The organism is Janthinobacterium sp. YR213 (genome assembly GCF_900099875.1).
Classification (GTDB): Bacteria; Pseudomonadota; Gammaproteobacteria; order Burkholderiales; family Burkholderiaceae_D; genus Janthinobacterium; species Janthinobacterium lividum.
Genome location: NZ_FNDA01000002.1, coordinates 83,265 through 103,581, shown reverse-complemented (window position 1 = coordinate 103,581; position 20,317 = coordinate 83,265). Strand labels below are relative to the sequence as shown.

21 protein-coding genes are annotated in these 20,317 nt (G+C 64.4%); 10 read left to right on the top strand and 11 right to left on the bottom strand.

All coding sequences use genetic code 11. The annotated features are described in order from the left end of the window. The first annotated feature begins 1 nt into the window (after window position 1). On the top strand, window positions 2–1,144 hold the full coding sequence (locus BLT98_RS09670; RefSeq protein WP_092607249.1) for a UbiH/UbiF/VisC/COQ6 family ubiquinone biosynthesis hydroxylase: 1,143 nt from the start codon (window positions 2–4) through the stop codon (window positions 1,142–1,144). Window positions 1,145–1,259: 115 nt separating this feature from the next. Continuing rightward, window positions 1,260–2,213 (top strand): GGDEF domain-containing protein, encoded by a 954-nt coding sequence (locus BLT98_RS09665; protein ID WP_034778836.1) that lies wholly within the window; start codon window positions 1,260–1,262, stop codon window positions 2,211–2,213. Window positions 2,214–2,258: 45 nt separating this feature from the next. On the opposite strand, the gene BLT98_RS09660 is transcribed toward BLT98_RS09665, so the two are convergent. From BLT98_RS09660 to BLT98_RS09650, 3 genes are read right to left on the bottom strand one after another with little or no spacing between them, the layout of a single operon-like run. Further along, window positions 2,259–3,713: an NAD(P)(+) transhydrogenase (Re/Si-specific) subunit beta gene (locus BLT98_RS09660; RefSeq protein ID WP_034778839.1), complete on the bottom strand. Its 1,455-nt coding sequence runs from the start codon at window positions 3,711–3,713 to the stop codon at window positions 2,259–2,261. An 8-nt stretch (window positions 3,714–3,721) separates the two neighbouring features. After that, window positions 3,722–4,036 carry an NAD(P) transhydrogenase subunit alpha part 2 gene (locus BLT98_RS09655; RefSeq protein WP_034778841.1) on the bottom strand — a complete coding sequence of 105 codons (315 nt, stop codon included), beginning with the start codon at window positions 4,034–4,036 and terminating at the stop codon, window positions 3,722–3,724. A 24-nt stretch (window positions 4,037–4,060) separates the two neighbouring features. Continuing rightward, window positions 4,061–5,173, bottom strand: a complete 1,113-nt coding sequence (locus BLT98_RS09650; RefSeq protein WP_092607246.1) for a Re/Si-specific NAD(P)(+) transhydrogenase subunit alpha — start codon at window positions 5,171–5,173, stop codon at window positions 4,061–4,063. A 412-nt stretch (window positions 5,174–5,585) separates the two neighbouring features. On the opposite strand from BLT98_RS09650, the gene BLT98_RS09645 reads away from it, so the two are divergent. Together BLT98_RS09645 and mnmA are read left to right on the top strand one after the other, a co-directional pair. Continuing rightward, window positions 5,586–6,065, top strand: coding sequence for an NUDIX hydrolase (locus tag BLT98_RS09645; RefSeq protein ID WP_010401817.1), 480 nt, complete (start codon window positions 5,586–5,588; stop codon window positions 6,063–6,065). Window positions 6,066–6,095: 30 nt separating this feature from the next. Next, window positions 6,096–7,217 carry a tRNA 2-thiouridine(34) synthase MnmA gene (gene mnmA, locus BLT98_RS09640; RefSeq protein ID WP_034778847.1) on the top strand — a complete coding sequence of 374 codons (1,122 nt, stop codon included), beginning with the start codon at window positions 6,096–6,098 and terminating at the stop codon, window positions 7,215–7,217. Here mnmA and BLT98_RS09635 read toward each other — a convergent pair. The 3 genes from BLT98_RS09635 to BLT98_RS09625 all read right to left on the bottom strand — a co-directional run bounded on the left by BLT98_RS09635 (window position 7,214) and on the right by BLT98_RS09625 (window position 9,188). Further along, window positions 7,214–7,621, bottom strand: coding sequence for a response regulator (locus BLT98_RS09635; RefSeq protein ID WP_034779039.1), 408 nt, complete (start codon window positions 7,619–7,621; stop codon window positions 7,214–7,216). The two genes, mnmA and BLT98_RS09635, sit on opposite strands and share 4 nt — an antisense overlap. A gap of 50 nt (window positions 7,622–7,671) precedes the next feature. Then, window positions 7,672–8,445 carry a 5'-3' exonuclease gene (locus BLT98_RS09630; RefSeq protein WP_092607243.1) on the bottom strand — a complete coding sequence of 258 codons (774 nt, stop codon included), beginning with the start codon at window positions 8,443–8,445 and terminating at the stop codon, window positions 7,672–7,674. A gap of 71 nt (window positions 8,446–8,516) precedes the next feature. After that, a complete protein-coding gene (locus BLT98_RS09625) occupies window positions 8,517–9,188 on the bottom strand; it encodes a glutathione S-transferase (RefSeq protein WP_070254729.1) in 672 nt (223 codons plus the stop codon). Window positions 9,189–9,351: 163 nt separating this feature from the next. On the opposite strand from BLT98_RS09625, the gene BLT98_RS09620 reads away from it, so the two are divergent. The 4 genes from BLT98_RS09620 to nagZ all read left to right on the top strand — a co-directional run bounded on the left by BLT98_RS09620 (window position 9,352) and on the right by nagZ (window position 14,856). Then, window positions 9,352–10,404: a YjgN family protein gene (locus BLT98_RS09620; RefSeq protein WP_230520387.1), complete on the top strand. Its 1,053-nt coding sequence runs from the start codon at window positions 9,352–9,354 to the stop codon at window positions 10,402–10,404. A 1-nt stretch (window position 10,405) separates the two neighbouring features. Beyond that, a complete protein-coding gene (locus BLT98_RS09615; protein ID WP_092607240.1) occupies window positions 10,406–11,419 on the top strand; it encodes a M48 family metallopeptidase in 1,014 nt (337 codons plus the stop codon). A gap of 103 nt (window positions 11,420–11,522) precedes the next feature. Then, window positions 11,523–13,133: an FMN-binding glutamate synthase family protein gene (locus BLT98_RS09610; protein ID WP_034778856.1), complete on the top strand. Its 1,611-nt coding sequence runs from the start codon at window positions 11,523–11,525 to the stop codon at window positions 13,131–13,133. A gap of 181 nt (window positions 13,134–13,314) precedes the next feature. Beyond that, window positions 13,315–14,856, top strand: coding sequence for a beta-N-acetylhexosaminidase (gene nagZ / locus BLT98_RS09605; RefSeq protein WP_092607237.1), 1,542 nt, complete (start codon window positions 13,315–13,317; stop codon window positions 14,854–14,856). 45 nt (window positions 14,857–14,901) lie between these two features. Here the strand turns inward: nagZ and BLT98_RS09600 are convergent, their stop codons facing one another. Further along, window positions 14,902–15,891: an oxidoreductase gene (locus tag BLT98_RS09600; protein ID WP_092607234.1), complete on the bottom strand. Its 990-nt coding sequence runs from the start codon at window positions 15,889–15,891 to the stop codon at window positions 14,902–14,904. A gap of 44 nt (window positions 15,892–15,935) precedes the next feature. Here BLT98_RS09600 and BLT98_RS09595 point away from each other — a divergent pair, with 44 nt between their 5' ends. Continuing rightward, window positions 15,936–16,940, top strand: a complete 1,005-nt coding sequence (locus tag BLT98_RS09595; RefSeq protein WP_244517448.1) for an AraC family transcriptional regulator — start codon at window positions 15,936–15,938, stop codon at window positions 16,938–16,940. Window positions 16,941–16,975: 35 nt separating this feature from the next. Here BLT98_RS09595 and BLT98_RS29155 read toward each other — a convergent pair whose 3' ends face one another. The 4 genes from BLT98_RS29155 to BLT98_RS09580 all read right to left on the bottom strand — a co-directional run bounded on the left by BLT98_RS29155 (window position 16,976) and on the right by BLT98_RS09580 (window position 19,683). Continuing rightward, on the bottom strand, window positions 16,976–17,137 hold the full coding sequence (locus BLT98_RS29155; protein WP_161784184.1) for a hypothetical protein: 162 nt from the start codon (window positions 17,135–17,137) through the stop codon (window positions 16,976–16,978). 72 nt (window positions 17,138–17,209) lie between these two features. Further along, window positions 17,210–17,485 (bottom strand): hypothetical protein, encoded by a 276-nt coding sequence (locus BLT98_RS09590; RefSeq protein WP_092607228.1) that lies wholly within the window; start codon window positions 17,483–17,485, stop codon window positions 17,210–17,212. Between the two features lie 9 nt (window positions 17,486–17,494). Beyond that, complete coding sequence (locus tag BLT98_RS09585) at window positions 17,495–19,396, bottom strand: ferrous iron transporter B (protein WP_092607225.1); 1,902 nt, start codon at window positions 19,394–19,396, stop codon at window positions 17,495–17,497. 2 nt (window positions 19,397–19,398) lie between these two features. Then, the gene (locus BLT98_RS09580; RefSeq protein ID WP_034778868.1) at window positions 19,399–19,683 is read right to left on the bottom strand and encodes a FeoA family protein; all 285 of its coding nucleotides are present in this window, start codon (window positions 19,681–19,683) and stop codon (window positions 19,399–19,401) included. 412 nt (window positions 19,684–20,095) lie between these two features. On the opposite strand from BLT98_RS09580, the gene BLT98_RS09575 reads away from it, so the two are divergent. Then, the gene (locus tag BLT98_RS09575; protein WP_034745611.1) at window positions 20,096–20,311 is read left to right on the top strand and encodes a (2Fe-2S)-binding protein; all 216 of its coding nucleotides are present in this window, start codon (window positions 20,096–20,098) and stop codon (window positions 20,309–20,311) included. Window positions 20,312–20,317 lie beyond the last annotated feature (6 nt).

Here is a 20,317-nt window from a genome sequence, read left to right as displayed (position 1 = left end):
CATGCATACACCGTCCACTTTCGATCTCGCCATCTGCGGCGCCGGCCCCGTCGGCATGGCGCTGGCCGCCCTGCTGGTGCAGCGCGGCAGCCGCGCCGCCGGCATCGCCCTGCTCGACGCCAAATCCATCGAGCAAGCCAGGCGCGACCCGCGCACCATCGCCCTGTCGCACGGCAGCCGCCAGATTCTCGAGGAAGCGGGCGCCTGGCCCGTGGAGGCGACACCGATCCACCAGATTCACGTCTCGCGCCGCGGCCAGTTCGGGCGCAGCCTGATGGACCGCAGCGAGCATGGCGTCGAGGCGCTCGGCTATGTGGCCCGTTACGGCGCCGTCGTCAGCGCGCTAGCCGACGTATGCGAGCGCCTGGGCGTGGCCAGCCTGCGCCCGGCGCTGGTCACGGGCAGTGCCGAGGATGCCGATGGCGTGGCCGTGCAGCTGGAACAGGACGGCGCGGCGTCGAGCTTGCGCGCCAGCCTGCTGGTGCAAGCCGAGGGTGGCCTGTTCGGCCAGCAGCAGGAACGCGCCGTCAGCCGCGATTATGGCCAAAGCGCCATCATTGCCCATGTGCGCACAAGTGCCCCCATCGCGCACCGCGCGTATGAGCGCTTCACAGACGAAGGCCCGCTGGCCCTGCTGCCGCAGGACGACGGCTACGCGCTGGTATGGTGCGTGCCGCCCACGCGCGCCGAACAATTGCTGGCCCTGGACGACGCTGCCTTCCTGGCCCGCCTGGGCGCCGCCTTCGGCAGCCGCCTGGGACGCTTTACCCACACGACGTCGCGCCTGGCCTATCCGCTGGGCCTGAACGCGCAGGGAGGCGGCACGCCGCGCACGGTCGCCATCGGCAATGCGGCGCAAACCCTGCACCCGGTGGCGGGACAAGGCCTGAACCTGGGCTTGCGCGACGCCGCCGTGCTGGCCCGCGTGCTGGGGCAGGACAGCAGCCCGGCCGGACTGGAACGCTACGCCAGCCTGCGCCAGGCCGACCGGGGGCTGACCGTGCGCGTCACCGACACCATGGCGCGCATCTTCACGGGCAGCGCACCCACGCAAGGCTTGCTGGGCCTGTCGCTGGGCCTGCTGGACGCCTTCAGCCCGGCGCGCAAGAGCCTGGCCGAGCTGATGATGTACGGCCGCCGCTAAGTCTTAGCAATAAGGAAAGGGCACGGGCGAAAAAGAAACAGGCGGGCGATCCGGCATGGAGTAAACGGCCCGCGGATGCGACAATGGCTGTCACCTGGCTTTTGGCGACCGTTCCATGACAGATGCTTTGCCCGCAGCACCGCCTGCCGCTCTTCCCGAAGTCCTCTTTTCCCGCCTGCTGGAAGACGCCCTCGACGCCGTCATCATCATCGACGAGCAGTGCCGCATCCGCTATATCAATGGCGCCATGCAGGCACTGTCGGGCTATGCCAGCGGTGAATTGCTGGGCCAGACCCTGAACGGCCTGCTGCCCGACGCCGTCGGCGCGCAGCACGACAACCACGTGATCAACTACATCCGCAGCTCGCGCACTTCCAGCGTGCTGGGCAAGATACGCGAATTTGCCATCCGCCACCGCGACACGCAAATGATCCCCATCGAAATGAAGGCGCTGGACCTGGGCGTGGTCGACGGCATGCGCTATTTCGGCGCCTTTTTGCTCGACGTGCGCGAACGGCGCGAACTGGCGGCAAAGAATGCCAGCCTGCTGGCGCAGCTGGAACAGCAGGCGCTGCACGATGCGCTGACATCGCTGCCCAACCGGCGCGCCTATGAAGCCCAGGCCGAGCAGGCGATGGCGCGCGCGGCGCGCAGCGGCGCCGCCCTGAGCGTCGGCGTGGCCGACCTCGACCACTTCAAGAAGATCAACGACCGCTATGGCCATGCCGTGGGCGACGCCGTGCTGCGCACGGTGGCGCAGGCGCTGCGCGACACGGGACGCATCACCGACGTGGCGGCGCGCCTCGGTGGCGAGGAGTTCGGCCTGCTCTTCCCCGACGCCAGCCTGCAGCAGGCACACCAGGTGGCCGAGCGCATCCGCGCCGCCGTGGCGGCGGCGGTCACCGTGCTGCCCGACGGCGGCGCGCTGCACGTCACCATCAGCATCGGCGTGGCGCCGCTGGTGCAGGGAGCCAGTCTGGACGCGGCCATATCGGATGCCGACAAGGCCCTGTATGTCGCCAAGCACCAGGGACGCAACCAGGTCGTCGCGGCAGCGGCCAGCCAATAAAAACGGCCCGCGCAAGGCGGGCCGTACGGTCGCTGCAAGCGGCGTTTACTCGATGGCTTTCAACATATCCTCGATCACCTTTTTCGCGTCGCCAAACACCATCATCGTGTTCGGCTGGTAGAACAGGTCATTATCCAGGCCCGCATAGCCGGACGCCATCGAGCGCTTGTTGACGATGATGCTCTTGGCTTTATACGCTTCCAGGATCGGCATGCCGGCGATCGGCGATTTCGGATCTTTCGCCGCCGGGTTGACCACGTCGTTCGCGCCCAGCACCAGCACCACGTCCGTCTGGCCGAATTCGCCATTGATGTCTTCCATCTCGAAGACCTGGTCGTAGGGCACTTCCGCCTCGGCCAGCAGCACGTTCATGTGGCCCGGCATGCGCCCCGCCACCGGGTGGATCGCATACTTGACGGTGATGCCCTTGTGCGTCAGCTTCTCCACCAGTTCTTTCAACGAGTGCTGCGCGCGCGCCACGGCCAGGCCGTAGCCGGGCACGATGATGACGGTTTCCGCATTGCCCATGATGAAGGCGGCATCGTCGGCCGAACCCGATTTCACGGGACGCTGTTCCTGCGCGCCCGCCACGCCAGCGGCTGGCGCATCGCCGCCGAAGCCGCCCAGGATGACGTTGAAGAACGAGCGGTTCATGGCCTTGCACATGATGTACGACAGGATCGCGCCCGAAGACCCCACGAGCGAACCGGCGATGATCAGCATCGAGTTATTCAGCGAAAAACCGATGCCGGCCGCGGCCCAGCCCGAGTAGCTGTTGAGCATCGACACCACCACCGGCATGTCGGCGCCGCCGATGGGGATGATGATCAGCACGCCCAGCGCAAAGGCGATGACGGCCATGACGATGAACGGCGTCCAGGCCGGCTCCACCCCGTCGGCGAAGCAGAACACCAGGCCCAGCCCTATCATCACCAGCGCCAGCGCCAGGTTGAGCATGTGCTGGCCCTTGAAGCTGACGGGCGCGCCCTGGAACAGGCGGAACTTGTATTTACCCGACAGCTTGCCGAAGGCGATCACCGAACCAGAGAACGTGATGGCGCCGACAAAGGTGCCGATGAACAGCTCGAAGCGGTTACCGATGGGCAGCGCCTGTCCATGCTCGGCGATATTGAAGGCCCATGGTTCGGACACGGCCGCCACGGCGATGCACACGGCGGCCAGGCCGATCAGCGAATGCATGGCTGCCACCAGTTCCGGCATCTTCGTCATTTCCACGGTTTTCGCCAGGTAGGCGCCGATGGCGCCGCCCGTGACGATGCCGATGATGACGAGGGTCAGGCCCATGCCGCCCGCTTGCTGTTCCTTCAGTTTCAGGATCAGCGCCACGGTGGTGACGGCGGCAATGGCCATGCCGCTCATGCCGAAGGCATTGCCGCGGCGCGCCGTCGAGGGCGAGGACAGGCCTTTCAATGCCTGGATGAAGCACACCGAGGCGATCAGGTACATCATCGTCACCAGGTTCATGGTGACGAAGCTCATGGCATGACTCATTCTTTTGCTCCTTGCTTGGCTTTCGGTTCTTTTTTACGGAACATCTCGAGCATGCGCTGCGTGACGAGGAAGCCGCCAAACACGTTGACGGCGGCCAGCGCCACGGCCAGGGTGCCGGCCGCCTGCGCCAGCGGGCCTTGCGTCAGGCCGGCCGCCAGCATGGCGCCGACGATGATGATGGCGGAAATGGCATTGGTGACGGCCATCAGCGGCGTATGCAATGCCGGCGTGACGGTCCAGACGACGTGGTAGCCGACATAAATGGCCAGCACGAAGATGATCAGGTTAATGATGGTGTGACTGATTTCCATGATGTTGTTCTCTCCGGCGCCGCGTTATTTACGTAAGATTTCACTGCCTGCACACACCAGGCTGGCCTTGATGATTTCATCCTCGCGGTCGATCAGCAATTGGTCGTCCTTGTCGATGATGAGCTTCAAGAAGTCCAGCACGTTGCGCGCATACAGGGCCGAGGCATCGGCCGCCACCAGGGTCGCCAGGTTCGGTTCGCCCACGATGTAGACGCCGTGTTTCAGCACCGTCTTACCCAGTTCGGACAGGGGGCAGTTGCCGCCCTGCTCCACGGCCAGGTCGACGATGACGGAGCCCGGTTTCATGGCCTTTACCGTTTCTTCGGAAATGAGCACGGGCGCGGCGCGGCCGGGGATCAGCGCCGTGGTGATGATGATGTCGGCCAGTTTCGCCCGTTCGTGCACCAGTTCGGCCTGGCGGCGCATCCAGTCGGCCGGCATGGCCCGCGCATAGCCGCCCGAACCCTTGGCGATCTCTTTTTCTTCATCGGTGAGGAAAGGCACGTCGAGGAACTTGGCGCCCAGCGATTCCACTTGTTCCTTGACGGGCGGGCGCACGTCGGACGCCTCGATGACGGCGCCCAGGCGCTTGGCCGTGGCGATCGCCTGCAGCCCTGCCACGCCCACGCCCATGATCAGCACGCGGGCCGCCTTGACGGTGCCGGCCGCCGTCATCAGCATCGGCATGAAGCGCTGATAGGTATTCGCCGCCACCAGCACGGCCTTGTAGCCGGCGATATTCGCCTGCGACGACAGCACGTCCATCGACTGCGCGCGCGTGATGCGCGGCACGGCTTCCAGCGCGAAGGCGGACAGGCCGGCCGTGGCCATGGCGGCGATATTGTCCGCGTCAAACGGGTTCAACATGCCGATCAGCACCGTGCCGCCGGCCATCAGAGCCCGTTCATCGGCATCGGGCGCGCGCACCTTGAGCACGATGGCGCAGCCATAGGCTTCCTGGGCGGTGCCGATCTGCGCGCCGGCGGCGGCATACGCGTCGTCGGGAATCGAGGCTTGCAGGCCCGCTCCGGACTGCACGACGATCTGATGCTTGGCTGCCAGCTTCTTGACTGTCTCGGGCGTTGCTGCCACCCGCGTTTCACCAGGCCGTGTTTCGGCCGGTATGCCTATCCTCATGATGCCTCCGCTAATTGATAAACTGACTAGAATCTAACACGGAAAGCAGCGCGTTAAACGTTTGTGAACCAGCAACTTTTAGTCGTACGACACTAATTTGACCAGCATCCCACGATTCGTTTCACCATGCGGCGCGGCGACCATATTGTGGGAAAGGTGTGTCAATCTCACCACAGTCGAGCACGTGTGCGCGCTTGTTTTGACCACAGGGAAAGCCTATATTAGCGGGCGTTTCCTGCCATCTTGCCGCCAATGCCCCCATGCTAGTGCGCTCCCCGGGAAAGACGTAAGTACCTCCCACCGCTATTTGCTAAAACGTTGTCATTTATCAATATGTCCGCGCAACAGAAGGCCGGCTTCAAACCGCGCGCGCAGAACAAGATAAAATGTCGGCTCTTTCAAGGATGGAATCATGCCGAGAATCTGGAAACCCTCTGTCACCGTTGCCGCCATCGTCGAGCGCGACGGCCTGTTTTTACTGATTGAAGAAGAGACCAGCGAAGGCATCAAGCTCAACCAGCCGGCCGGTCATCTCGATCCGTTCGAGTCGCTGGAGCAGGCGGTGATCCGCGAAACGCTGGAAGAAGCGGCCTACGATTTCATCCCCACGGCACTGGTCGGCATGTATATGTCGCGCTATCAGTCACTGCGCACGGGCGAGGACGTGACCTATCTGCGCTTCACCTTTTGCGGCACGGCCGGCGCCGAGCATGACCGCCCGCTGGACGAAGGCATCATCCGCACCCTGTGGATGACGCGCGACGAGCTGGCGGCGTGCCAGGAACGCCACCGCAGCCCGCTGGTGCTGCAGTGCGTGGACGAATACCTGGCTGGCCGGCGCGCGCCGCTGGCCCTGCTGCACACGCATGCGTCCGTTTTCAATAGCGCATAGCAATATTATTAAAAGTAACTGGAAAGCAAGATGAGCAAGAAGAAAGTCGTTATCGGCATGTCGGGCGGGGTCGATTCCTCGGTCGCGGCATGGATGCTGAAGGAACAAGGCTATGAAGTCATCGGCCTGTTCATGAAAAACTGGGAAGATGACGACGATTCGGAATACTGCTCCACGCGCCAGGACTGGATCGACGCGGCCAGCGTGGCCGACGTCATCGGCGTCGATATCGAAGCCGTCAATTTCGCCTCCGAATACAAGGACCGCGTGTTCGCCGATTTCCTGCGCGAATACCAGGCCGGCCGCACGCCGAACCCGGACGTGCTGTGCAACGCCGAAATCAAGTTCAAGGCATTCCTTGACCACGCCATGACCCTGGGCGCCGACCTGATCGCCACCGGCCACTACGCGCGCGTGCGCCAGGCGCCCACCGATGCGGGCCGCTACGAGCTGCTGAAAGCCGTCGACGCCAGCAAGGACCAAAGCTACTTCCTGCACCGTTTGAACCAGGCGCAGTTGTCGAAGACCTTGTTCCCGCTGGGTGAAATCCCGAAGACGCAAGTGCGCCAGATCGCCGAGAAACTGGCGCTGCCGAACGCGCAGAAGAAGGATTCGACGGGCATCTGTTTTATTGGGGAACGCCCGTTCCGCGAATTTTTGAACCGCTACCTGTCCTACAAGCCGGGCCCGATGAAGACGGCCGATGGCAAGACCGTGGGCGAACACGTGGGACTGAGTTTTTATACCCTGGGCCAGCGCAAGGGCATCGGCATCGGCGGCGTGAAGTCGTACCAGAACGCGGACGGCAGCAGCGACGCCTGGTATGTGGCGCGCAAGGATATCGCCAACAACACCCTGTGGGTGGTGCAGGGCCATGACCACCCGTGGCTGCTGTCGCCATCCCTGACGGCCGACCAGGCCAGCTGGGTTGCCGGTGTGGCGCCGCAAGCGGGCGCCTTGAGCGCCAAGACGCGCTACCGCCAGGCCGACGTGGCTTGCCAGCTGCTGCCGGATGGGAATGAACACTTCAGCCTGGCGTTTGACCAGGCGCAATGGGCCGTCACGCCCGGCCAGTCGGCCGTGCTGTATGACGGCGACGTGTGCCTCGGTGGCGGCATCATCGCCAGCGCCACCGGTTTGGCCGGCAGCTAGGAGTTGCCCTGCGCGGCAGCGGCGAGTGCTTGCTGCTTGCGCACCATGGCAATCACCGTGTTGCGCACGGTTTTCAGGACCGTGTCGGCCATGAACGGTTTCACGATGAAGCCCGACACGCCCATGGCGTGGGCGGCCTGCAGCGAAGCGGCGTCGATGCCGCCCGAGACCATGAAAATGAGCGTCTTCGGATACTGGGCGCGGATGGTTTGCACCACGTTGCTGCCGTCTTCCACCTGCTCGCGCGCGATGCACACGAAATGCGGGTGGTGCTTGACCAGCAGCGCCAGTCCCAGCGCGCTGGTATGCGTCTGCCCGCAGACATCGTAGCCGCCATCGGTCAGGACCGTGTTCAGCAGGCCGCGCGCCACGGCGCTGCTATCGATCAGGACTGTCTTTAACATCATGATTACTTCCCTTGCTTGATTTATTCCGTGTTCTGGCCAAAAGAGCTCTATTTTTCCCACACGAGCTTGTTCCAGGTCACGCCTAACGTGACATCCGTTTTCAGCGCCACTAACTTTCTTGAAAGATACAGTATTTCCCGCTCTTTTCGCAGGCTTTCGCCCAGCGCACCGGGCAAAATCCCCGCGCCAGCCATCACGGCGTCGATATTGCCGTAGGCACGCAACAGTTTCGCGCCCGTCTTCAGGCCGATCTTCGACACGCCGGGGATGCTGTCGGTGACGTCGCCCATCAGCGCCAGCAGGTCGGGCAGCAGTTCCGGCGGCACGCCGAACTTTTTCTCGACCCAGGCGTGATCGTGCCAGATGCCCTTGAAGTGATCCCATACCAGCGCGCCGTGGGCGATCAAGCCGTGCAAATCCTTGTCGGTGGTGGCGATGACGGCCGCGCCGCGCCCCTCTTGCAGCCAGCGCATGACGGCCGTGCCGATCACGTCATCGGCTTCGACCTCGGGGATGCTGACCACGTGCATGCCGAAGCTGGCCAGCGTGGCGTAAAAGCCGGGCAAGGCGTCGCGCAGCACCTGCGGCATGGGCTGGCGCCCTTCGCGGTAGCCGGCATACAGAGCGTGGCGCCAGGTCGGGCCGCCGAAGTCGAAGGCCGGCAGGATGTGCGTCGGCTCGTGGTCGTTGATGAGGGTACGGAACGACGACAGCGCATGGCGCAGCGCGATCTCCGCCTTCAGGTCGGAATCGGGTTCAGGACTGGCTTCGTAGACGCGGCGTACGATATTCAAGCCGTCGATAGCGAGGAGTCTGGCCATGCGGTAAGTGGATACTGGTTGAATCGGGCATTTTACCGTATGGTTCCCCGCACATCGGGCTTGAATGCCGCTTATTTGGCGAAATCGTAGGGTCCGCCACGCTCCAGGGCACGCTGGTAGGCCGGGCGCGCATGGATGCGCTGCAGGAAGGCCGTCAGCTTCGGCAGGCGCTCGTCGAGTCCGCCGCGCATGGCCGCCGCTTCCAGCGGAAAGCTCATCTGGATGTCGGCCGCCGTGAATTCATTGCCGGCAAACCATTTGGTTTTCTCCAGTTCCGCTTCCATGTAGGCCAGCTGGCTGTTGATATTGGGCAGGATGAAGCTGCTCTTGACCTTGCCGGCGATGCCGCGCGCGATGGGTTTGACGAAAAACGGCATCGGCGACGACTCGACCTTGTCGAACACCAGTTTCATCAGCAGCGGCGGCATGGCCGAGCCTTCCGCGAAATGCAGCCAGTAGGTCCAGCGCAGCTTGTCCGGCGTGCCGGCCGCCGGGATCAAGCGGCCATTGCCGTAGCGCTCGACCAGGTAGTCGATGATGGCGCCCGATTCGGCGATGGTGTTGGCGCCGTCCGTGATCACGGGCGACTTGCCCAGCGGATGCACGGCCTTCAGCGAAGCGGGCGCCAGCATGGTCTTCGGGTCGCGCTGGTAGCGCTTGACCTCATAGTCGAGGCCCAGTTCCTCGAGCAGCCAGAGCACGCGCTGCGAGCGCGAGTTGTTCAGATGGTGGACGACGATCATGGTTTTCCCGTTAGGCGATGGTTGAGTTCCAGTATAGCCGGGACGGCCGGATCGGGTCGGCACAAGCGGATCGACGAAAAAATTGCGAAAAACAGTATTTTCAATTGATAACTTTTCAATATTCCCTTATCTTGTTTTGTTTCCAATAAGTAAGGAAACCCCTGTGGATTTCGACGCAAACAACACTCCTCCCCGACAAGAAGCCATCACCTTCAGCGCCACCGGCAGCGAATACTTCCGTATCTGGATCGTCAACCTGCTGCTGAGCATCGTCACCCTGGGCATTTATTCCGCCTGGGCCAAGGTGCGCCGCAACCGCTATTTCTATTCCAGCACCCACCTGGCGGGCGGCAGCTTCGAATACCATGGCAACGCCGTGGCCATCCTGAAAGGCCGCATCGCCGCCGTGGTGCTGATCGCCGGCTACAACATCGCCTTCCAGGTCTCGCCCGTCGTCGGCTTGCTGATGTTCGTGCTGCTGGCCGCCATCCTGCCCTGGCTGGTCTGGAAAAGCCTGCAATTCAAGCTGTACAACACCAGCTACCGCGGCATCCGCTTCGGCTTTGGCGGCAGCGCCAGGGAAGCCTACAAGTACTTCCTGTGGCTGCCCATCCTGAATACCTTCACGGGCGGCCTGATGACGCCTTTCCTGCACCAGCGCCTGAAGCGCTTCCAGCACACGCAAAGCCGTTTCGGCGCCACCCATTTCAGCTTTGACGCCACGGTCGGCAGCTTCTACAAAACCTATTTGCTGTTCTTCGCGCTGCTGCTGGGCGGCTTGCTGGTGCTGATTTTCGTCGTCTTCGGCAGCGTGTTCGCCTCGTTTGCGGCCAATGCGAATGACAAGACCAAGGTTGGCAGCCTGCTGTTTGCCATCGGCGCCTTGTACCTGTGGGCATTCACCGTGCTGCCGCTGTTCCTGACCATGATCCAGAACCTGATCTGGAACCACACGCGCTTGCAGCAGCACCAGTTCCAGTCGCAGCTGACATGGGGCCGCACCACTTTCGTCATGCTGAGCAACCTGCTGGGCATCGTCGTCACCCTGGGCCTGTTTACGCCATTCGCCCATGTGCGCTGGCTGAAATACCGCCTGGAAGCGACCTCCATGCTGGTGCATGGCAGCCTGGACGAGTTTGTCGCCGCCACGGGCCAGCAAGTGTCGGCCACGGGCGAAGGCATGGTCGACCTGCTGGACTTCGACCTGTCGCTGTAGCATGACGCTCGATCACGACGCGCCGGGCGCGGCCCCCGTGCCCGCGCGCTATTTCGACGGCCAGACCTCGCGCCTGTACCACGTCACGCTCAGCGTGCGCGATGGCATGGCCGTGCTGGCCGGCGACATCGAGCGCAGCTGCCCGCTGGACGAGCTGCATGTGTCCGAACGCAGCAGCCACGCCGTGCGCAAGGTCAGTTTTGCCGATGGCGCCTACCTGGAAATCGCCGACCAGGCGGCCTTCAACAGCCTGCTGCACGACACGGGCCACCGCGACGGCTGGGTGGTGCGGCTGCAGCAAAGCTGGCGCGGCGCCCTGCTGGCCACCGTGGCCACCATCGTGGCCCTGTGGCTCAGCTATCAATACCTGCTGCCGCTGGCGGCCAAGGGCATCGCGTATGCCCTGCCGCAGTCGGTCGAACGGCAGCTGGGCCAGGGCGTGCTCGACATGCTGGACCGCCATGTATTCGCGCCCAGCCAGCTCGATGGCGCGCGCCAGCAAGCCTTGCGCGCCCAGTTCGCGCGCCTGGCCACGCCCGGCGACAGCACGCCCGCGCACCGCATCGTGTTTCGCAAGAGCAAGATCGGCCCGAACGCGTTTGCCCTGCCGTCCGGCGACATCGTGCTGACGGACGAAATGATCGAACTGCTGCCGGACGACCAGGCCATCATGGGCGTGCTGGCGCACGAGCTGGGGCACCTGCAGCAGCGCCACCTGACGCGGCGCATCATCCAGACCTCGGCCGTGGGCGCCGGCGCGGCGCTGCTGTTCGGCGACGTCTCGACGGTGGTGGCCACCCTGCCGCCGCTGCTGCTGGACTTGAAGTATTCGCGCGATGTCGAACGCGACGCGGACGACTACGCGATCGCCATGCTGCGCCAGAACGGCATCCCGCTGGAACACCTGGCGCAAGTATTTGTCGCCCTGGGCAAGCTGGACCACGGCACGCCGTACCTGTCGAGCCATCCGGCCAGCGCCGAACGGGTCGAGCGCATCCGCGCCGCACAGCGGTGATCCTCACGCGGCGTCCACCGGGCGCCGCGTTCTTTCCCACCAGCACGTTCCGTGAATCGAAGGTAGACTCATCAGTTATCAGTCTGACTTCCCCGGAGTGCCCATGCACCTAGTACCATTTCGCTACCTGACCTTCATTGCGACGGCAGCCATCTTTGTCCTGTCCCTGTTTTACTATGATCATTACTGGCTGCCCGTGCTGGCCGGTGCGCTGACCCTGGTCGGCATCAGCGACCTGCTGCAAACGAAGCGCGCCCTGCGCCGCAACTACCCCATCCTCGCCCACTTCCGCTTCTTTTTTGAGAGCATCCGCCCCGAAATCCGCCAGTATTTCCTGGAAAGCGACAGCGAAGCGACACCGTTCTCGCGCAGCCAGCGCAGCATCGTCTACCAGCGCGCCAAGGAGCAGACGGACAAGCGCCCGTTCGGCACCCAGCTCGACGTGTATGAAGCGGGCTATGAATGGATCAACCATTCCATCGCCCCCGCCAAGGTGACGGGCCACGACTTCCGCATCGAGATCGGCAACCATCCGGACTGCCCGCGTGCAAAACCGTATTCGGCCAGCGTCTTCAATATCTCGGCGATGAGCTTTGGCGCCCTGTCGGCCAATGCCATCCTAGCCCTGAACGGCGGCGCGCGCAGCGGCGGCTTCATGCACGACACGGGCGAAGGCAGCATCAGCCCCTATCACCGCGAAAACGGCGGCGACCTGGTGTGGGAAATCGGCTCCGGCTACTTCGGCTGCCGCAACCAGGACGGCACGTTTTCGGAAGAGCGCTTCATCGCCAACGCCAGCTCGGAGCAGGTGAAAATGATCGAGCTGAAAATGTCGCAGGGCGCCAAGCCGGGCCACGGCGGCGTGCTGCCCGGGCCGAAAGTGACCATCGAGATCGCCACCACGCGCGGCGTGATGGTGGGCGAGGATTGCGTCTCGCCGGCCGCGCACAGCGCCTTTTCCACGCCACTGGAAATGCTGCACTTTATCGACCGCCTGCGCACGCTCTCCGGCGGCAAGCCGACGGGCTTCAAGCTGGCCATCGGCCACCCGTGGGAATTTTTCGCCATCGTCAAAGCCATGCTGGAAACGGGCATCACGCCCGACTTCATCGTCGTCGACGGCAGCGAAGGCGGCACGGGCGCGGCGCCCCTGGAATTCACGGACCACGTGGGCACGCCGCTGCAGGAAGCGCTGGTGCTCGTGCATAACACCCTGGTGGGCGCCAACCTGCGCGAGCGGATCAAGATCGGCTGCTCGGGCAAGATCATCACGGCCTTCGACATCGCCCGCCTGCTGGCGCTGGGCGCCGACTGGTGCAATTCGGCGCGCGGCTTCATGTTCGCACTGGGCTGCATCCAGTCGCAAAGCTGCCACACGGACCGCTGCCCCACGGGCGTGGCCACGCAAGACCCGCAGCGCCAGCGCGCGCTGGTGGTATCCGACAAGATCGCCCGCGTGGCGCACTTCCACCAGAACACCATGAAGGCGCTGGCCGAGCTGATCGCCGCCGCCGGCCTCGCGCATCCGCAGGAACTGCGCCCGCACCACCTGGTGCGCCGCATCTCGCCGAACCAGGTGAAACTGGCGTCGGCCCTGCTGCCCTTCCTGGAAGCGGGCCAGCTGCTCGACCCGAGCCAGCTGCCACAACTGCCGCCCGTATTCGGCCTGTACTGGCCCATGGCGCAAGCGGCATCGTTCCAGCGCCTGGATTGAAGCCGCCATTGCGCAAGTGGAGCAATACCACTTAATAACCACTTGCGCAAAAACCCAAATCCAATACAATACCAAAACAAGTACAAAACCAAGGCAGCTTGTCCGGTGACCGCCACGATGCGCCACCACGGTGCCAGAATACGTATGCCGTCGTCACAATACATACCGGAGGAGTTGCAGCATGGAGCAGGGTTTGCGCGAGAAAGTAGGACAGTTGTTCATGGTGGGTTTCGACGCCCTGCAGGCGGACGAGCATATCAAGACCTTGATACGCGAAAAGAAGGTGGGCGGCGTGATCCTGTTCCGCCGCAACGTGCACACGCCCGGGCAAGTGTCCGCCCTGTGCCGCGAGCTGCAGGAGATCAATGCGGAAGTGTCCGACATTCCGCTGCTGATCTCCATCGACCAGGAAGGCGGCATGGTCATGCGCATCGAGCAGGGCGTCACGCCGATTCCCGCCGCGATGGCTTTCCAGGCGGCCGGCTCCATCGACGACTGCGAACGCATGAACCAGATCAGCGGCGATGAAATGCGCCAGGTGGGCATCAACATGCTGCTCGCCCCCGTGCTGGACGTAAACAACAACCGCAACAACCCCGTCATCGGCGTGCGCGCGTATGGCGAGGATGCCGCCACCGTCATCGACTACGGCATGGCGGCCATGCGCGGCCAGCGCGCCAGCGGCGTGGCCGTCACCGCCAAGCATTTCCCCGGCCACGGCGACACGGCCATCGACACGCACTACGCCATGGCCCTCGTCCCGCACGACAAGGAACGCCTGCGCGCCGTGGAGCTGGCGCCCTTCCGCGCGGCGATTGCCGGCGGCGTCGACGCCATCATGACGGCGCACGTGGTCTTCCCCGCCTTCGAGGCCGACACCAGCGTACCAGCCACCCTGTCGAAAGGCGTGCTGACGGACCTGCTGCGCGGTGAAATGGGCTACAAGGGCGTCGTCATCACCGACTGCCTGGAAATGGCGGCCATCGCCGACGGCATCGGCATCGCCCAGGGCGCCATCGCCACCCTGCAGGCAGGCGCCGACATCGTCCTCATCTCGCACCGCGAAGCGCAGCAGACGGCCGCCATCGACGCCGTCATCGCCGCCGTGGAGCGCGGTGACATCGCGCTCTCCCGCATCGATGCGGCTTGTGCCCGCGTGGCTGAACTCAAGCGCAACCGCGCCGTGCGCGACTGGCGCACCCGCCCCGTCACGCCGCCGGCGCTGATGCAGCCAGCCGCGATGGCCCTGTCGCAGCTGCTGCAAAAAGCGGCATTGCGCGTGCAGGGCGACTACCGCCCGCTCGACGCCAGCCTGCCCGTGACCCTGCTGACGGTGGAGGTGCGCTCGCGCAGCGAAATCGACGAAGTGGCGCTGGGCCGCAACAAGGAAGCACGCAGCTCGATGCTGCCGGCGCTGCTGGAAGCGGGCCTGGACGTGCGCGAGTACGCCTTGTCGGCCGAGGCACTGGACGACGAAGTCAACGAGGCCATCGCCTTTGCGCAAGGCGCGCAGCAGGTCGTGCTGCAAACGTATAACGCCATGTTCGTCGGCGGCCAGCGCCGCCTCGTCGACGCCCTGCCGCACGATAAACTGTGGCTGGTGGCGGGCCGCCTGCCCTACGACCTGGACCTGGCGCCACACGCGCAAGGCCGCCTGGCCGCCTTCGGCTGCCGCCCGGCCGCGCTGGTGCCCGTGGTGGAGAAACTGGCGGGCAAGGCGTAACGCCACGCCGCGCTCCTGCACATGCCGGGCCTTGCCCGGCATTTTTTATGCCGCGTCGCAATCGAAGCGCACGCCCGTCATCTGTTCGCTCAGCGTCCATAGCCGGCGCGCCTGCCCTGGATCGATGGCCCAGCGCCGCACGCCCGGCCCCATGCTGTCGTCCTCCACCAAGGGGGCGATATCGCCATCCTCGCAATACACGCCGCCCATGCCCTCAAGCTGCGCGCTGGTGGCGCACCAGACGGTGGTGGCCGCTCCCTGCGCCACATTCTTGAAACCCGACTGCGGCGGCGGATTCACCTTGCCATCCTCATCGAGCGCACCCACGCGGCGCAAGTCGTCGACGTCCAGGTGGCGCACCAGCGGCGTCAGGATGGCGCCCGGATGCAGCGAGTAGGCGCGCACGCCGTGCGCCGCACCGCGACGGTCCAGTTCCACGGCAAACAGCGCATTGGCGCTTTTCGACTGCGCATACGCACGCCATTTGTCGTATGGCTGGCGCAGGAAATGCGGGTCATCCAGGTCGACGCCCGCCTGCCGGTGTCCCAGCGACGACACGCACACCACGCGCGCACCCTGCGCCTGCCGCAAGGCGGGCCACAGGCGCGCCGTCAGCTGGAAATGCCCCAGATGATTCGTCGCGAACTGCGCCTCGTAGCCGCGCGCATCGCGCAGCAAGGGCGTGGCCATGATGCCGGCGCCGTTCACCAGCAGATGCAGGGTGCGGCCGGTGGCAAGGAAGGCGGCCGCGAATGCATCGATCGATTGCGGATCGAGCAGGTCGAGCGCCGCGACCTCCACGCCAGCCGTGCCATTCAAGGCCGCTTGCGCCTGATGCGAATCGCGCGCCGGCACCAGCACCCTGGCGCCGGCGCCAGCCAGCACGCGCACCGTTTCAAGCCCCAGGCCAGACGCGCCGCCCGTGACGATGGCCTGCACGCCGGACAGGTCGCGGCCGGCCAGCACCTCGCTGGCGGTCGTGGCCGCGCCGAAGCCGGAATGAAGGGGAATTTGCCTGTGATCGCCGTATGTCATGTCTGCCTCTGCATGTGAGTGGCCAGCGCGGGATGGCTGGCAACATGCTTATTTTGCGCGAGCTGTTCTGGACGGTGAATGGCGTAAAATCTTCAATACTATCGCCATCGTCCAGAATTGCCGCCACCATGGATTTGCTCTCCGATGTACTCTCGCTGTTTGATACGCGCAGCTCCTACTTTGCCGGCCTGAAGGCGGGCGGCGAGTGGGCCATCGACTTTCCGCCGCCGGACGGCATCAAGTTCAACGCCGTGATCGAAGGCGCTTGCTGGCTGACGGTCGCGGGCATCGACGCTCCCATGCAGCTGCAGACGGGCGACTGCTTCCTGCTGGCGCCGGGACGCGCGTTCACCCTGGCCAGCACGCCCGGCTTGCCGGCCGCGCCAGCGCTGGAAGTGTACCGGCACACGCAACAGGGCGTGGCCCGCCACGGCACGCCGCAGCACGATTTCTTCCTCATCGGCGGACGCTTCCACTTTGGCGACGAAGCGGCCATCCTGCTCGACTGCCTGCCGCCGCTGCTGCACGTGCGCGGCGATACGGACCAGGCCAGCGTACTGCACTGGGCCTTGCAACGGCTGGCACAGGAACTGCAGGCGACGGCGCCCGGCGCGGCGCTGATGACGCGCCACCTTGGTCACATGATGCTGTTGCAAATGCTGCGCCAGTATCTTGAAGCGCAGGCCTCGCACCCGGTGGGCTGGCTGTTCGCGCTGGCCGATCCACGGCTGCGCGCCGCCATCGAGGCCATGCACGCGCAACCGGCGCGGCGCTGGACCTTGTCGCAGCTGGCCGCCGTCGCGGGGCAGTCGCGCTCCGCCTTTGCCCTGCACTTCAAGAAGCGGGTGGGCGTGACGCCGCTCGACTACCTGCTGCGCTGGCGCATGCGCCTGGCCACGCGGCGCCTGAAGGGCGGCAGCGCACCCATCACCTTGATCGCACAGGCACTGGGCTACGATTCCGACAGCGCCTTCAGCCACGCCTTCAAGCGCGTCATGGCCTGCTCGCCGCGCCAGTACCGGCTGCGCCACGCGGGCGGGCAGGCGTAAAAAAACCCGCGCTTGCGGGTTTTAATAGTACAAGGTCAGCGCGCCGGCACGGGCGGCAAGGCTGCCACCGCCAGCAAGGCAAACGGTCCGAGGAACAGGCCGATGCCGAACCAGAGTCCCCCGTGGCGGCCGCGCCGGCTGGCCAGCAGCCAGGTGGCGACCGCAAACAAAAACATGAAGATCAACAGTATCGCCATTGCCACTCCTTGCCATGCGGAAAGCCCAGTGTAGCCCACGGGCGCGCCCATGGCTACACTGAAATACAAGCCCTAGCGCTGCACCTGCATCGGGATCACGCGCTTGCTGCTGCCGTCGGCCGGCGGCGTGTTTGACGGTGGCGGCGGGCTGTCGCAGGAACCGCAGGAACCGCAGCCGCTGCCGCAGCCCGGCGCCACCTTGAAGAAGGTCGACAGCTTCGCCTCATCGAGGCCGCAGCGCACCAGGCCGCGCACGATGGCGCGGCGCACGCCCGCCGGCAGGTACTTGGTCGAAAAATGCAGCAGCGCGGCTGCGACGATCAGGGCGACGATGAGGGTTTGCCACATGGTTTTCTCCTAAGCGCCCAGCATCAGGGCGACGCGGTACGTGATGAACGAGGCGGCATACGCCAGGGCGAACATGTAGCCGGCCATCAGCAGCGGATAGCGCCAGCCGCCCGTCTCGCGTTTCACCACGGAGAGGGTCGACAGGCACTGCGGCGCAAACACATACCAGGCCAGCAAGGACAGCGCGGTGGCCATCGACCACGAATGGGCGATCAGCGGCTCCAGGGTGGTCGCCAGCGCATCGCCCGTTTGCGACAGCGCGTACACGGTGCCAAGGGCGCCGACGGCCACTTCGCGCGCCGCCATGCCCGGCACCAGCGCGATGCAGATCTGCCAGTTGAAACCGATGGGCGCGAAGATCACTTCCAAGCCGCGGCCCAGGATGCCGGCCAGGCTGTAGTAGATCGGCGGGTGGATGGCATTGTCCGGTGGGCCGGGGAAGGTACTGAGGAACCACAGGATGATCATCAGGCTCAGGATGATGGTACCGACGCGCGTCAGGAAGATCTTCGCGCGCTCCCACAGACTGACGGCCAGGTTGCGCAAATGCGGCCAGTGATAGGCCGGCAGTTCCAGCATCAGCGGCTGGTTGCCGCGCACGCCCATGCCGCGCTTCATGACCCAGGCCACGGCCATGGCCGAGATGATGCCGGCGAAGTACAGGACGAACAGCACCAGGCCTTGCAGGCTCAGGTAGCCCCATACCTGGTGTTCCGGGATGAAGGCGGCGATGATCAGCGCATACACGGGCAGGCGCGCCGAACACGTCATCAGCGGCGCGATCATGATGGTGACCAGGCGGTCGCGCGGGTTCTGGATGGTGCGCGCCGCCATCACGCCAGGGATGGCGCAGGCAAAGCTCGACAGCAGCGGGATGAAGGCGCGGCCGGACAGGCCTACGCCGCCCATCAGGCGGTCCAGCAGGAAGGCCGCGCGCGGCAGATAGCCGCAGTCTTCCAGCGCCAGGATAAAGAAGAACAGGATCAGAATCTGCGGCAGGAACACCAGCACGCTGCCAACGCCGCCGATGATGCCTTCCACCAGCAAGCTTTTCAGGTGGCCGTCTGGCATGTTCGCCGTCAGCACGGCGCCCAGGTGGCCCACGCCATCGGTGATCATTTCCATCGGCGTAGCGGCCCAGGCAAACACGGCCTGGAAGATCAGGAACATCAGCACAGCCAGGATGATGGGGCCGACGATGGGATGCAGCACCACGTCGTCGATTTTCTCCGTCAGATTGCCCTTGTCGCTCGTGTCATTGCTGACGGCGGCCAGGATGCGGCGCACTTCGCGCTGGGTTTCTTCGACGGTGACGGCATCGATGGCCGCCAGCGGTTTCGCTTCCACGACCGGCAGCGGCAGCATGGCATCAATGGCGTTCAGCAAGGCTTTTTCGCCATCGTGCTGCACCGCCACGGTTTCCACCACGGGCATGCCCAGTTCCTGCGACAGTTTCACCGTGTCGATCAGCATGCCGCGCTTGCGCGCCACGTCCGTCATGTTCAGCGCCAGCAGCATGGGCAAGCCCAGGCGCTTGACTTCCAGCACCAGGCGCAGGTTCAGGCGCAGATTGGTGGCGTCGACGACGCAGATGATGGCGTCCGGACGCGGGTCGCCGCGGCGCAGGCCGCCCACCACGTCGCGCGTGATGGCTTCATCGGGCGTGGTGGCGGACAGGCTGTAGGCGCCCGGCAGATCGAGCACGCGCACGGGTTTGCCGGCTGGCGAGGTGAAATGGCCTTCCTTGCGCTCGATGGTCACGCCGGCGTAGTTCGCCACTTTCTGGCGCGCGCCCGTCAAACGGTTGAACAGGGCAGTCTTGCCGCAGTTCGGATTGCCCAGCAAGGCAATTTGTGGCTGATGCGGCGGCTTGTGCACGCCCGCATCCACGATAGTTTCGACAGCACCCATGGTCATTCCGGTTGAAGCAGCGGTTGAATCGTAATCAGCGCCGCTTCGAAGCGGCGCAGTGCGAACGTGGCATTGCCCACCTTGATGGCCAGCGGATCGCCACCGGGAATGCCGCGCTTGAGCATGCGGATGCGTTCGCCGGGAACGAATCCCAGCTCCATCAGGCGACGGGGCAGGTCGACGCCGTCCTCCGTCTGTCCTGCCGTGTGGGGCGTGATATGCAACACCGTGCCGCTCTGGCCGACTGCCAGCGCATCGAGCGTCATCATGGGTGGAACTAGAGTCATGAGCAAATTCCGTTCAAATTAAGAACACCTGATACCGGCTGCGGCGCGGGGCGCCTTGCGCTGGTTCCAGGTTTGTGAGGTAAAACGCCACTGTTGCGCATTACCGACAAGCGGCCATTCCATCTGTCCAGACGGCGACCGTCCGAGACAATACCAGCATTATAAACATGAATGCGAATAGTTTTTATTTAGCCCGGAGAGCCGCCCCCATCAAGGGCTGCGTCATGCGCGCGAATCGCATATCAAGCTGCGGCGCCAGGCTGCCAAGTGCCGCACACTTGATCAAAATCGCTTGCATTGTCCCCCACTTTGCGCGACAATGAAACGTAATGATAATGATTCTCATTAAAACACTAGCAACAATGCTTCCCAGCACTAGTGTCTGTTCATCCTCCAGCCAGAAGGTGTATCAATGATTGTATGTGTCTGCAACAACATATCTGATCGTGAAATCCGTCAAGCCGTCGATCTTGGCCTGTCCAGCATGGCCGAACTGCGCCGCGACCTGGGCGTGGCCACCTGCTGCGGCAAATGCCACACCTGCGCGCGGGAAGTGCTAAACGATCACCTGAACGCCACGGTGGCGCTGCAAGAAACCGTATTGATGCGAGCTGTACTGACAAACTAAAGAAAG

Bases quoted from the DNA above. Each gene is read 5' to 3' on its own strand.
- BLT98_RS09655 (WP_034778841.1), bottom strand. From the start codon at position 4,036: ATGGAAATCAGTCACACCATCATTAACCTGATCATCTTCGTGCTGGCC.
- BLT98_RS09610 (WP_034778856.1), top strand. From the start codon at position 11,523: ATGCACCTAGTACCATTTCGCTACCTGACCTTCATTGCGACGGCAGCC.
- BLT98_RS09575 (WP_034745611.1), top strand. From the start codon at position 20,096: ATGATTGTATGTGTCTGCAACAACATATCTGATCGTGAAATCCGTCAA.
- BLT98_RS09625 (WP_070254729.1), bottom strand. From the start codon at position 9,188: ATGATCGTCGTCCACCATCTGAACAACTCGCGCTCGCAGCGCGTGCTC.
- nagZ (WP_092607237.1), top strand. From the start codon at position 13,315: ATGGAGCAGGGTTTGCGCGAGAAAGTAGGACAGTTGTTCATGGTGGGT.
- BLT98_RS09665 (WP_034778836.1), top strand. From the start codon at position 1,260: ATGACAGATGCTTTGCCCGCAGCACCGCCTGCCGCTCTTCCCGAAGTC.
- BLT98_RS09630 (WP_092607243.1), bottom strand. From the start codon at position 8,445: ATGGCCAGACTCCTCGCTATCGACGGCTTGAATATCGTACGCCGCGTC.
- BLT98_RS09590 (WP_092607228.1), bottom strand. From the start codon at position 17,485: ATGTGGCAAACCCTCATCGTCGCCCTGATCGTCGCAGCCGCGCTGCTG.
- BLT98_RS29155 (WP_161784184.1), bottom strand. From the start codon at position 17,137: ATGGCGATACTGTTGATCTTCATGTTTTTGTTTGCGGTCGCCACCTGG.
- BLT98_RS09615 (WP_092607240.1), top strand. From the start codon at position 10,406: ATGACGCTCGATCACGACGCGCCGGGCGCGGCCCCCGTGCCCGCGCGC.
- BLT98_RS09595 (WP_244517448.1), top strand. From the start codon at position 15,936: ATGCTTATTTTGCGCGAGCTGTTCTGGACGGTGAATGGCGTAAAATCT.
- BLT98_RS09585 (WP_092607225.1), bottom strand. From the start codon at position 19,396: ATGGGTGCTGTCGAAACTATCGTGGATGCGGGCGTGCACAAGCCGCCG.
- BLT98_RS09650 (WP_092607246.1), bottom strand. From the start codon at position 5,173: ATGAGGATAGGCATACCGGCCGAAACACGGCCTGGTGAAACGCGGGTG.
- BLT98_RS09645 (WP_010401817.1), top strand. From the start codon at position 5,586: ATGCCGAGAATCTGGAAACCCTCTGTCACCGTTGCCGCCATCGTCGAG.
- BLT98_RS09580 (WP_034778868.1), bottom strand. From the start codon at position 19,683: ATGACTCTAGTTCCACCCATGATGACGCTCGATGCGCTGGCAGTCGGC.
- BLT98_RS09670 (WP_092607249.1), top strand. From the start codon at position 2: ATGCATACACCGTCCACTTTCGATCTCGCCATCTGCGGCGCCGGCCCC.
- BLT98_RS09600 (WP_092607234.1), bottom strand. From the start codon at position 15,891: ATGACATACGGCGATCACAGGCAAATTCCCCTTCATTCCGGCTTCGGC.
- BLT98_RS09660 (WP_034778839.1), bottom strand. From the start codon at position 3,713: ATGAGCTTCGTCACCATGAACCTGGTGACGATGATGTACCTGATCGCC.
- BLT98_RS09635 (WP_034779039.1), bottom strand. From the start codon at position 7,621: ATGTTAAAGACAGTCCTGATCGATAGCAGCGCCGTGGCGCGCGGCCTG.
- mnmA (WP_034778847.1), top strand. From the start codon at position 6,096: ATGAGCAAGAAGAAAGTCGTTATCGGCATGTCGGGCGGGGTCGATTCC.